Source organism: Gynuella sunshinyii YC6258, assembly GCF_000940805.1.
Lineage (GTDB): Bacteria > Pseudomonadota > Gammaproteobacteria > Pseudomonadales > Natronospirillaceae > Gynuella > Gynuella sunshinyii.
On the sequence record NZ_CP007142.1, the window covers coordinates 1,946,127 to 1,958,417 of the forward strand.

General features: G+C 46.6%; 11 protein-coding genes. 5 read left to right on the plus strand and 6 right to left on the minus strand.

Annotated features, from left to right (window positions below):
* The first annotated feature begins 151 nt into the window (after positions 1 to 151).
* Positions 152 to 1,195, plus strand: a complete 1,044-nt coding sequence (locus tag YC6258_RS08630; protein ID WP_044616638.1) for a glycosyltransferase — start codon at positions 152 to 154, stop codon at positions 1,193 to 1,195.
* Between the two features lie 7 nt (positions 1,196 to 1,202).
* On the opposite strand, the gene YC6258_RS08635 is transcribed toward YC6258_RS08630, so the two are convergent.
* The 3 genes from YC6258_RS08635 to glnA all read right to left on the minus strand — a co-directional run bounded on the left by YC6258_RS08635 (position 1,203) and on the right by glnA (position 4,633).
* Positions 1,203 to 2,018: a glycosyltransferase family 2 protein gene (locus YC6258_RS08635; protein ID WP_044616639.1), complete on the minus strand. Its 816-nt coding sequence runs from the start codon at positions 2,016 to 2,018 to the stop codon at positions 1,203 to 1,205.
* A gap of 139 nt (positions 2,019 to 2,157) precedes the next feature.
* Positions 2,158 to 3,045 carry a hypothetical protein gene (locus YC6258_RS08640; protein ID WP_044616640.1) on the minus strand — a complete coding sequence of 296 codons (888 nt, stop codon included), beginning with the start codon at positions 3,043 to 3,045 and terminating at the stop codon, positions 2,158 to 2,160.
* 181 nt (positions 3,046 to 3,226) lie between these two features.
* The gene (gene glnA / locus YC6258_RS08645; protein WP_044616641.1) at positions 3,227 to 4,633 is read right to left on the minus strand and encodes a glutamate--ammonia ligase; all 1,407 of its coding nucleotides are present in this window, start codon (positions 4,631 to 4,633) and stop codon (positions 3,227 to 3,229) included.
* A gap of 291 nt (positions 4,634 to 4,924) precedes the next feature.
* On the opposite strand from glnA, the gene thiI reads away from it, so the two are divergent.
* On the plus strand, positions 4,925 to 6,379 hold the full coding sequence (gene thiI, locus YC6258_RS08650) for a tRNA uracil 4-sulfurtransferase ThiI (protein ID WP_044616642.1): 1,455 nt from the start codon (positions 4,925 to 4,927) through the stop codon (positions 6,377 to 6,379).
* A gap of 53 nt (positions 6,380 to 6,432) precedes the next feature.
* On the opposite strand, the gene secB is transcribed toward thiI, so the two are convergent.
* Genes secB through YC6258_RS08665 form a run of 3 tightly spaced genes read right to left on the minus strand, consistent with a single transcriptional unit; the run spans position 6,433 to position 7,630 of the window.
* Entirely contained in the window at positions 6,433 to 6,906 is a 474-nt protein-coding gene (secB, locus tag YC6258_RS08655) for a protein-export chaperone SecB (protein WP_144407592.1), read from the minus strand.
* Positions 6,907 to 6,947: 41 nt separating this feature from the next.
* Positions 6,948 to 7,199 carry a glutaredoxin 3 gene (gene grxC / locus YC6258_RS08660; protein WP_044616644.1) on the minus strand — a complete coding sequence of 84 codons (252 nt, stop codon included), beginning with the start codon at positions 7,197 to 7,199 and terminating at the stop codon, positions 6,948 to 6,950.
* A 14-nt stretch (positions 7,200 to 7,213) separates the two neighbouring features.
* A complete protein-coding gene (locus tag YC6258_RS08665; protein ID WP_044616645.1) occupies positions 7,214 to 7,630 on the minus strand; it encodes a rhodanese-like domain-containing protein in 417 nt (138 codons plus the stop codon).
* 160 nt (positions 7,631 to 7,790) lie between these two features.
* Here YC6258_RS08665 and gpmI point away from each other — a divergent pair, with 160 nt between their 5' ends.
* From gpmI to YC6258_RS08680, 3 genes are all read left to right on the plus strand, one after another.
* Entirely contained in the window at positions 7,791 to 9,335 is a 1,545-nt protein-coding gene (gpmI, locus tag YC6258_RS08670; RefSeq protein WP_044616646.1) for a 2,3-bisphosphoglycerate-independent phosphoglycerate mutase, read from the plus strand.
* 381 nt (positions 9,336 to 9,716) lie between these two features.
* A complete protein-coding gene (locus tag YC6258_RS08675) occupies positions 9,717 to 10,853 on the plus strand; it encodes a murein hydrolase activator EnvC family protein (protein ID WP_044616647.1) in 1,137 nt (378 codons plus the stop codon).
* A 129-nt stretch (positions 10,854 to 10,982) separates the two neighbouring features.
* Positions 10,983 to 12,290 (plus strand): S41 family peptidase, encoded by a 1,308-nt coding sequence (locus YC6258_RS08680; RefSeq protein WP_052830170.1) that lies wholly within the window; start codon positions 10,983 to 10,985, stop codon positions 12,288 to 12,290.
* The last annotated feature ends 1 nt before the right edge of the window (position 12,291 follow it).

Sequence of the window (12,291 nt, forward strand, 5' to 3'; positions counted from 1 at the left end):
TCCATACACACAGCTGATGTTAAGCCTTACGAGCTTCGTGAGGCTTTTTTTTGGGTTGTTGATATTTTGAGGAACGGAGTTGCAAGTGACAGTGTCGCATTCACTGTCATTCTCGATTAAGATACTGTTTTCTCAATAATTATTTGATGGTATGTCCAATAACCGATCTTCCCTGCGAATTATGCATGTTCTGTTGTCGCGAGGTTTTGCTGGATCCGAGCGCTCCACGGCGGAGTCCAGTAATCAACAGTGTATAGAGCATCAGGTTTGCGTGGTAATACGTAAGGATCATCGTCGACATGGTGTGTCCATTCGGGATCATCTCGACGGACGTGTCAAGGTAATAGAGATCCCCGCCAAATTTCTCACCAAGTGGCAATTGAAAAAAGCCATAAATGATTTTAAGCCTGATGTTATTCATGCCCACTTGCGACGCTCAACGCGATTAGTAGCCAAAATAAATCCAGCTGCAGCCACGGTTTCCACATTGCATATCGAAGTCAATGGTCCGCATTTTCTGCAGATGGATGGGTTGATTTGTAATGCCCGCTGGCAGATAGAAAAAATTCCGACGGCTTATCAAGGGCAAACGTTTAAGGCCAACAATTCCTTGCAGCATCATCCTGCGCTACCTGATCAGAAACTTATGGAATTAAGAGCTTCTTTGGGGTATCGGCCTGAAGATATTCTTGTCGGGGCTGTCGGGCGTTATCATGAAAGCAAGGCCTGGGATATTTTGATTCCTGCATTTAAACAACTGCAAACCTCGTTACCGGTCAAACTCGCGTTCTTTGGCAGCGGTCATCAGGAACAACAATTAAAAGAGCTTGCCAAGGGCGATACCCGCATTACATTTCATTCTTATAGAACAGATATTAAAGACATATATCAATGTTTTGATCTCTTGGTCTGCCCTTCACGCTATGAGCCGCTACCCAGGGTTATGTTGGAAGCAATGGATGCTGGTATACCTGTTATCGCTTCGGATGTCGGAGGGTGTAAAGAGCTGGTTGATGATTATGGGGGAGACCTGTTTCGAGTGGATGATATTGATGATCTTTCCAGGGTTCTGTCGTTACGGTTGCAATCAAGACCCGAGTGTTATTACCCGGATCTGAGTGCCCATTATCTCGAAAATGCGAATCAGGCCATTGTGGGGTTTTATCGTCAGTTGATTGCCGGCAAAAAGCACTGAAAATTTATCATTGCGACTGTTTGATGCCCGCCGGAGTTTCAATCAATTTTTCCTGAATGGACGTTTTGCGGATGATTCGGTTTCTTTTCCAGTCTTCTTCGTTAACGTAACCACGGGAATGGTCAAGATGTATGCAGATTGCCCTATAGCGGATTTGCTTTGCTTTAATGCCTGCATTCAGTAGACGACCACCAAATTCACAATCCAGACCGCCATATTTCATTCTTTCATCAAAGCCATTTACTTTAACAGCGTCTTGTTTCCAGCAAGAGGCGTTATGGCCATTCCAGGATCTTTTCGTCATTGTCAGAGTGTTATAGAGGCTGGCCAGCGTTGGTTGCTTGGTTAGCTTCATAAACTTAATGCTGGGCTTTACGCCATGTTTGGCCAGCCACTCTCTGTCAAAACAATTACCTGCTTCAATGTCCTGGCGGGTAATTGCCTTACTGGTTTCCATGGGCAGTTTAAAATAGCCACCCGAAAGAAAACATCCAGGTTTGGCCGCTTGACGATGAGCAGCGACAAAATCGTTGCGGGGAATGCAATCACCGTCTGTCATGACAATATATTCACCCGTCGCGGCAACAATGGCTTTGTTAAGGATTCTACATTTTTGAAAACCTTCGTCCGGTTGCCAGATATGATGTATTTCAAAACGAGCTTCCTGCTGGAACCTGGAAATCAGCTGTCGGGTTTCTTCACCAGAACCATCATCAGCAATCAGTAGCTCAAAGTTCTGATCAGTCTGGCAATTAAAGCCCCAGAGGACTTTTTCCAGCCAGACGGGTGAGTTGTAGGTAGTGAAGATAACGCTGATTTTCAAAGATATAGCCCTGTGAGTTCATATATAGTGGTCGGAGAGCTTACTACAAAGATATGTTGGCGTGAATGATGGTGTAGGGATGAGTCGTGCTCAAAGCAAGAGGGTGCCGAAAAAGTGCTTTCGGCACCTGGAAGTCGTCTTACTGACTAACTGTTTCTGAGTTACCGTTATAGCTGACGGTCATTGATGAGCAACTATCAAAGACGATACTGATTACTTCAGTGTTAGTGCTGTCTGTGACACTGATAGATCCGCTGCTAAAACCACCGCTATTACACATAATGAGGTTAGAAGCCTGAATGTTGATGTAGCCGTAATTCTCGTGATAGACCCGAGCGGATACATTCCAGCCAGACGAGCTGTCGCCGTATACGCTGGCATCACTGACCCGGTAGGTTACCCCATCTTCAGAGAAATCGTTATAGGAGGTGCAATTTGAGTTGCTATCGCAACTGAAGGTCATATTCAAACTGGAAGTGGTTCCATTGTATCGGATGGTAAAATTCTGATAAGAGATAGTGAAGGAACCATCTGACGAATAGACCGAATGAGCAACACCATTATAGACTGCGGTCGTGCCGTCACCGACATCAATGGCGCAGTTGGTGAAAGTAATCGTGAAGTCGCCAGAATTTTCATCGCCTTGTCCGTTGGCAACAGCAGATCCGCTGTCACAGATTTCAGCAGACATATCTTGCGTGGCGCGAGTGCTTCTGGATATTGAAGATGGCGTTTTGGTAAGCTGAATGACTAATTGGTTTGGAAGAATACTCGTTTGATCCAAAGATCGGCCACCAATGGATGGTACGTTATTGGATGTTACAGCCATCTCAGAACCATAGCTACCAGCCAACGCAAGATCTTTGTAGTTGCTGTCACTGGCAGTGGCTGCGGATGTTTTTCCTTGATAGCTTGCGGTTGAAGATCCTCCTGAGGAGTCATCTCCATCTCCACCTCCACATCCGGCCAGCAAGAACAAGGTAAAAAGCAGTGTTATTGATTTTAGCGATAGTAAGTAAAGTTTCATCATCGTTCCTTCTGATTTAGATTATTTTAATAAACGGCACTGTCAGAATGCCTCGCTCATATTAATTGTTTTATATTGTATGCGCTATTTAAACCCGGGAGCTTTTGGGCATATGCAGAAGGGATGGAAACAGTAAATAAAAAAAGCGGCATTGTGCCGCTTTTTAAAAATAGAGCGATGATTAAACTGAATAATACATATCAAACTCAACCGGGTGAGTGGTGTGCTCAACGCGGTAGACTTCTTCCATTTTCAGTTCGATATACGCGTCGATCGTGTCATCTGTAAATACACCGCCGGCTGTCAGGAACTCACGGTCAGCATCCAGGCTGGACAATGCTTCACGTAGGCTGCCACAGACTTGTGGAATAGCTGCCGCTTCTTCCGGGGGCAGGTCGTACAGGTCTTTGTCGGCTGAATCGCCAGGATGGATTTTGTTCTTAACACCATCAAGGCCGGCCATCAGCATAGCTGCGAATGCCAGATAAGGGTTCGCAATCGGATCCGGGAAACGGGCTTCGATACGTTTGCCTTTAGGTGACGCAGTGTAAGGAATACGGATAGACGCCGAACGGTTACGGGCAGAATAAGCCAGCATAACAGGTGCTTCGAAACCAGGAATCAGACGCTTATAAGAGTTGGTTCCAGGGTTGGTGAAAGCGTTCAGTGCTTTGGCATGCTTGATGATACCGCCGATATAATACAGTGCTGTTTCAGATAATCCTGCATATCCATCGCCTGCAAACTGGTTTTCGCCATCTTTCCAGAAAGACTGGTGGCAGTGCATACCAGAACCGTTATCGCCAACGATTGGTTTTGGCATAAAGGTGGCTGTTTTTCCGTAAGCAGCAGCAACGTTGTGCACACAGTACTTCAGAATCTGGGTTTCGTCGGCTTTTTTAACCAGAGTATTGAATTTAACACCAATCTCACACTGACCTGCAGTGGCTACTTCGTGGTGGTGTACTTCAACTTCCAGGCCCATAGCCTGCATTGCAGAACACATGGCAGAACGAAGGTCATGCAGACTGTCGACTGGCGGTACAGGGAAGTAACCACCTTTGACTCTTGGGCGGTGACCCAGGTTACCGTCTTCATACAACTCGTTAGTAGACCAGGCGGCTTCTTCAGAAGAAATTTTGTAACCGGAACCGCTCATGTCGGTGTGCCAGTTAACACTGTCAAAGACAAAAAACTCGGGTTCAGGACCGAAGAAAGCAGTATCGCCCAGACCGGTTGATTTCAGATATTCTTCAGCACGCATGGCGATGGAGCGAGGATCGCGCTCATAGCCCTGCATGGTGGAGGGTTCGATGATGTTGCAACGGATGATAACGGTTGTGTCTTCTGTAAATGGATCCAGAACACTTGTTTCATCGTCAGGCATCAGGATCATGTCTGATTCGTTAATGCCTTTCCAGCCGGCAATGGACGAACCGTCAAACATCTGGCCATTTTCAAAGAAATCTTCGTCAACACTGGATGAGGGGATGGTGACGTGTTGCTCTTTACCCTTGGTGTCAGTGAAGCGCAGGTCAACCCATTTAGCCTCAGACTCCTTGATCAAAGTAAGGGTTTTTTCTGACATTATTCAGTCTCCGAAGTTGATTGGCTTATCGCCACGTTATGTTTTTAACCGAGCTGCTGAGTATCGGTTCGCACTGTATCTGTGCACAAAAAAGCAAAGCCTGTGCCATGGCAGGAAAACCTTATAGCTTAGCGTTTTTCTGCTCTGCAAAAAATCACATGCATCGTAACTGTGCTTTGTGATTTTTTTGTGTTCTTTTTTGGTGCATTGAATTTTTTTTAACTCATTCCTTCGTGTTTGGCGCAAAACCGCTATAATTGCGCGCCCAAAGAACCAGCTAAGCACGTTGTCATGAAATTTATTATCAAACTGGCACCAGAAGTTACCATCAAGAGCAAACCGGTGCGAAAAAGGTTTACTCAGCAACTCCGGCAGAATATCAGAAACATTCTGCAAAAGATTGATACAAATGTCGCCGTTAGCGGCGTTTGGGACAATCTTTTCGTTCAGCCGTCGAGTCAGGCCAGTCAATATCAATGTGATGCCATTGCTGAATCCCTGGCTTGTACGCCAGGTATTGCACACATTCTTCAGGTTGAAAGTTTCCAGCTGCAAAGTCTGGAAGATATCTTTTTAAAGGCTAAAGACTTGTACCGTGAGGAACTGAAGGGCAAAACATTTTCTGTCAGGGTCAAGCGGGTCGGAAAGCATGACTTCACCTCCCTGGATGTTGAGCGTTATGTTGGTGGCGGGCTTAATCAGCATACTGAGGCAAAAGGTGTAAAGCTGAATGATCCGGATATCGTCATAAAAATAGAAATTCGCGATCAGGATCTTTTTCTGGTTACCCGCCGTATCAATGGATTGCGGGGATTTCCGATCGGAACCCAGGAAACCACTTTGACTCTGCTCTCTGGTGGGTTTGATTCCGGAGTCGCGGCCTATCAGATTATGAAACGTGGTATTCGTACCCATTTCCTGTTTTTCAATCTGGGTGGTTCAGCCCATGAAAATGGTGTTAAACAGGTGGCCGAATACATTTGGCGGAAATTTGGTTCCAGTCACCGGGTGCTGTTTATTGCCGTACCGTTTGAGGGAGTGGTTGCCGAGATTTTAACTAAAGTCGATAACTCCCATATGGGTGTTATTTTGAAGCGGATGATGTACCGGGCGGCAGACCAGGTTGCAGAACGCTTCAATCTGGAATCATTTGTAACGGGTGAAGCTATTGCCCAGGTTTCCAGCCAGACCATGATAAATCTCAAGGTCATTGAAGAAGTGACTGATAAGCTGGTATTTCGCCCGTTGGTTGTATCGGACAAGCAGGAGATTATTGATCAGGCCCGCCGAATCGGTACGGCTGGGTTTGCTGAAACGATGCCAGAATACTGCGGTGTGATATCCAGAAAACCGACCACTCGCGCCAGACTCGAAAAAGTATTGGCGGAAGAACAGAAATTCGACTTTGCTGTGCTGGATGCTGCGCTCAAAAATACGGTTGTCAGAAACATCGATGAATTGTACGTAACAAATGCCAACGATTATAAGGTGCCTTATCGCTCTAATCTGTCAGATGACGACATACTGATCGATATCCGGCATCCTGATGAAATTGACTTGAAAGCCCCTCCCAAGGCGATCAATACTCTTGAGATTCCGTTTTATCGTCTCCGTCAGGCATATCCTGAGCTGGATCAAAGCAAATCATATGTGCTGTATTGCGACAAGGGTGTAATGAGCAAGATGCAGGTGCTTTATTTGCGCGAGCAGGGGTTTGAAAACGTCTCAGTATATGGGGAAGGGTGAGTGGCTATAACGATTCTTGCCGGAATGGTTACCGGCAAGACTTTATAGCAGGATCAGTGCATTGACGATTCTGTTTCGGAGCTGCTGTCGCTATTGGCATTCAGCTCTGCGAGTTTTTGCTGATAAATTGCATCAAAGTTGATCGGTGCCAGATGAACAGGCGGGAAGCTGCCTTGTACCACCAGATTATCAATATATGCCCGTGCATACGGAAACAACAGGTTCGGGCAATAGGCACCTAACATCTGGTTTTTGACTTCTTCTTCAAAATTTTCCATGTTGAAAATGCCGCACTGCTGGACTTCTGCAACAAACGCCACTTCATCATTCACTTTGGTTGTTACGGTCAACATCAAAACCACTTCGTAAACGGCTGCATCTAGCTGTTTGGTTTTGGTGTTCATATCCAGATTGATTTTTGGTTCCCAGGGGTGACGAAAAATCTGTGGACTATTAGGAGACTCGAACGAAGAATCCTTGATATAGAGTCTTTGAATGCCGAAAACCGGCTTTTTTTGTTCTGTCATGACTTGTGTATTCCTATCAATAATCGGTAATCAGAAGCAGACTATCCAAGCAATGGGTCAAGTTTGCCAGCCCGTTCCAGGGCGTAAAGATCATCGCAACCACCGACATGGGTATCGTTTATCCATATCTGTGGAACGGTATGGCGACCTGCTTTGGCAGTCATTTCGCGGCGCAGGTCGGCTTTTCCATCAACTACGATCTCATTGAACTGAACACCTTTTTGTTGCAGTAGATGCTTTGCCTGCATGCAAAACGGGCAGTAGTTGGATGAATAAATCGTAACGTTTGCCATATTCATCGCCTGCTTCAGGATTTAACCAGGGGAAGGTTATTGCTGAGCCACTCGGTAATCCCTCCTTTGAGGCGAGCGACGTTTTCAAATCCGGCTTTCTTCAATGTAGCTCCAACCGCGCCTGTCGTGGTACCGGTCTTGCAAACCAGAATGATGGGCTTATTGCGGTAGGGCTCCAGTTCTCCAAGTCTGTTGCTGATATTCGTTGCGGGAATATTCAGTGAGTTGGGCAAATGGCCGGTTTTGAATTCATCTTTTTTGCGGACGTCGAGCACCACAGCATTTTCACTGTTGATCAGGCGAGTCGCCTGCTGAGGGCTGAGTTGAGCCCCGCCTCTGGCACTTTCATTAACAATGACCAGAATGAAAAAGACTAACCAGACTGCGGATAAGATCCAATGGTTCATGATGAAGACGAGAAACTGTTCCATACTTAATAATCGTAATACAGGGTTGAAAAGAAGGCGTGGAGTATACACGTGCAGGTCAATGCTATCGAGTGAATTAGTTTTCTTTCCTCGCACCCTATATACGACCAAGGTAGAATAGTGATATTCCAATTCAGTTTTTCAACTTACAGGCGAAAGTCCAATGTCCAAAAAAATACCTCATGCCTTGATTATTCTCGATGGTTTTGGATACAGCGAAACCTCCCAGTCCAATGCCATAGAAAAAGCAGACTGTCCTACCTGGAAACGTCTATGGGCCGAGTATCCCCATAGTCTGATACAGACCTCAGGAATGGCTGTCGGTTTGCCCGAGGGTCAGATGGGAAATTCTGAAGTGGGTCATATGAATCTTGGCGCAGGTCGTATTGTTTATCAGAGTTTTACCCGGGTATCCAAGTCTATTGAAGATGGTGATTTTTTCGACAACGTCGCTTTGACCGGTGCTGTTGATAAGGCTATTGCCAATAATGGTGCTGTTCACATTATGGGGCTTGCATCTCCAGGAGGGGTTCACAGTCATGAGGATCACTTGGTTGCTGCCATTGAAATGGCTGCCAAACGAGGTGCCGGAAAAATTTATGTTCATGCCTTTCTGGATGGTCGTGATACCCCGCCGCGTAGTGCAGAAGCCACTCTGAAGAAGCTGGATGCCAAGCTGGCAGAGCTGAATGTTGGTTATGTTGCCTCGTTAATCGGTCGCTACTACGCCATGGATCGTGACAACCGTTGGGAACGGGTTCAGCAGGCTTATGACCTTATGGTGCGCGGCAATGCTGATATTGTTGCTGCCACAGCGGTGGATGGATTGCGTGCCGCTTATGAACAGGATAAAGATGACGAGTTTGTACCCCCGACTTCTGTGCGCCCTAACAGTACAGAGGCTGTTAAAATTGAAGATGGGGATTCGGTTATATTCATGAACTTCCGCCCTGACCGTGCTCGTGAGATTACTCGGGCTTTTGTTCAGGAAGATCTGGATTCAACGCTGGACCGTACAGTTCGGCCTCAGTTGGCTGATTTTGTCATGCTGACAGAATATGCTGCGGATATTAAGTGCAGCTGCGCCTATCCTTCCCAGGATCTGGTCAATTCTATCGGGGAGGTGACTGCCAACCTTGGCAAAACTCAATTGCGTATTGCCGAGACTGAAAAATATGCCCATGTAACCTTCTTTTTCTCTGGTGGTCGCGAGGATGAGTTTGAGGGTGAAAGTCGTATTCTGGTGCCCTCTCCGAAAGTTGCCACATATGATATGAAACCGGAAATGAGTGCACCGGAAGTTACCGAAAAACTGGTGGCAGCCATTGAAAGTGGCGCTTATGATCTGATTGTATGTAATTATGCTAACGGTGATATGGTGGGTCATACTGGCAAGATGGATGCGGCCATTAAGGCGGTGGAAGCACTGGATGTCAGTTTGAAAGCTGTTACTGATGCGATATTGGCAGCAGGTGGAGACTGCCTGATTACTGCTGACCATGGTAATGTTGAATTGATGGTCGATCCTGAGACAGGTGGGCCGGTGACCAGCCATACGACTTTCCCGGTGCCTCTGGTTTACGTCAGTGGTCATGGCAAGGGTAAATCACTGAACGATGGTCGTTTGTGTGATATTGCTCCAACTTTATTGTCGATGATGGGTGAAAATGCTCCGGAAGAGATGACGGGAGAAAACCTGATCGTCTAGACTACAGACAAGACTGATGCCAAAAGCCAGCAACAAGCTGGCTTTTTTATGTTCAGGGATGAACGGTATCCCTCGGGCACATGGATGTGCAGGAGAGGGATATGTGGGATGAACGGTATCCCTCGGGCACATGGATGTGCAGGAGAGGGATATGTGGGATGAACGGTATCCCTCGGGCACATGGATGTGCAGGAGAGGGATATGTGGGATGAACGGTATCCCTCGGGCACATGGATGTGCAGGAGAGGGGATGCAGTTGTGATTGGTTATTTGTGCCTGCCTGCTGTAATGACCATAGTTCCATTACTGAATCGAGAGCAGGAAGGTGATGATGTTTGATATGGTCTTAAAGACGCTGTTTGATTTGATACGGAAAGCGAAATGAAGTTTCTGTTGCTTATGTGTGTATTAATTGGATCTTTCTGCTCTTTTGCGTTGGCAGAGGATCGTCAGGCGACTGAAGAAGATCTTAAAGTATTGAAACAGGAAATGGATAAGCTGAACCAATGGTTGCAGCAGGTTTCCAAGCAAAAAGACGGTCTACAAGAAAAATTAAAAAGTACCGAGATATCCATTTCCGATAATCTGGCTGAAATTGAACGATTACAGCAGGAGCTTGAGCAGCTAAAAAAGCAAATTGCGGAGTTGCAGAGCAACCAGACTCAACTCCGCCAGGCACTGGAAAAGAAGCGTCAGAACATCGAACAGCTAGTGGTTGCGAGTTACCAGCAGGGACGACAAAGTCAATTGAAGATGCTTCTGAGTCAACAGAATCCAAATGACCTGCGCCGTATGCTCAATTATGCCACCTGGCTGAGTGAATCCCAGCAACACCTGTTAACTCAATATCAAAGTGATCTCACAGAGTTGCAACATACTGAACAGGCGCTGGATGATAAATCTGAGCAGTTGCGCAAGAGCAATCAGCGTCTGGTGGAGGACAATCAACGCCTTAAGCAACAGCAAAATGAAAGAACCCAATTGTTGGCCAAGCTGAATCAGCAGATTGCCAGTGGTTCACAACGGCTGGTGACGATGAAAGAGGATCGTGCCCGGCTGGAAGAATTGCTGAAGCGTATGAATGAGTCTCTGCAGTCGCTGGTGCCGATTGAGATGGATGTGCCATTTGCCAATGTTCAGGGACAACTCGGCTGGCCTGCACAGGGCAAAGTGACTCATCGTTTTGGTGAACGATTGGGAGCTGGCCCGCTGACTTGGGATGGAATCCTGATCGCAGCCAAAGAGGGTGCTGGTGTGACAGCCGTACATCATGGCAGAGTCGTGTTTGCGGACTGGTTGAAGGGATTCGGGTTATTGATCATTCTGGATCATGGCGATGGCTTCATGAGTTTGTATGGACGAAACGAAGTGTTGCTGCGATCTGTGGGTGAGTGGGTAAACAAAGGCGATTTGCTGGCGCGTGCTGGTGACAGTGGTCTGGAGGAGCCTGGTGTTTACTTTGAAATTCGTTATCAGGGTAAGCCAAGAAACCCTGCCAAGTGGCTGGCAAAGCAATAATCGCAGCTACGAAGCCAATACATTGGCATCATAAAAAGCACGTAAATAATGATTGTCCTTTAGGGAGCGGGTAGTCTAGAGAATAAACTGCTGCGTAAAATACGAAGTGACTATAAGTGGATTGATTGAATGAACACAATGAAGAAAACTTGGATTGGATTTATTGCTGCAGGTCTTTTGGGCCTTTTTATTGGCATTGGTACTTCGGTTGAGGCAGGCAAAGGGCCTGAAACCCGTCTGCCAATCGATGACATTCGTAACCTCGCTCAGGTGATCGATCACGTAAAGCGTTCTTATGTTGAAGAAGTGGACGATCAAAAACTGCTTGAAGATGCCATTCGCGGCATGCTGGCAGGACTGGATCCTCATTCAAGTTATCTGACTCCCCAGGATTTTGCTGACTTAAAAGAAGATACCAGTGGTAAATTTGGTGGCCTGGGTATTGAAGTTTCAATGGATGAAACCGGATTCGTTAGGGTTGTATCTCCGATAGATGATACGCCCGCTTTTCGGGCCGGCATACAGGCCGGAGACCTGATTACAGTGTTGGATGATAAACCAGTAAAAGGTTTGTCGCTCAGTCAGGCTGTCGACATTATGCGTGGTGAGCCTGGCTCAACGATTTTACTGACAGTCGTACGTTCTGGAGAATCCAAGCCGCTGGAAATCAAAATAAAACGCGACGTCATTAAAGTAACCAGTATTCGTCAGCGGATGCTGGAGTCTGGATATGGATATGTTCGGATCAGTCAGTTCCAGCAACGCACCGGCCCTGATTTTGTCAGTGCAATGAAGAAACTGCGCGATGAGAATGGCGATAAGTTGAACGGACTGGTACTGGATCTGCGCAATAACCCAGGTGGCGTGTTAAACGCTGCAGTGGATGTTGTGGATGCGTTGATCTCTGAAGGCTTGATCGTTTATACCGAAGGCCGTCTGCCTGATTCTGAGTTTAAGTACAGTGCAACCTCTGGTGACGCTTCTGATAGTGTGAATCTGGTTGTGTTGATAAATGGCGGTTCAGCCTCGGCATCTGAAATTGTGGCGGGCGCTCTTCAGGATCACAAACGTGCCGTGATCATGGGGACACAGAGTTTTGGTAAAGGTTCTGTGCAGACTATATTGCCATTGGGTGAGAACCGTGCTCTGAAACTGACCACCGCCCGTTACTACACTCCGAGTGGCCGTTCTATTCAGGCCCAGGGAATTGTGCCTGATATCGTGGTTGAGCGTGGAAAACTGAATCTGGAAGAAAGCCGTTTCTTTAAAGAATCTGATTTGCAGGGGCATCTGGAAAATAACACTGCAACTTCGACGGAAGCAGGTAAAGCCAATGGTGACCCTGAAGCGGAAAAGAATCTGGCAGAAACCGATTATCAGCTCTATGAAGCTCTTAATATGCTCAAAGGTATGCACATCGTATCCATAATGAAGTAAT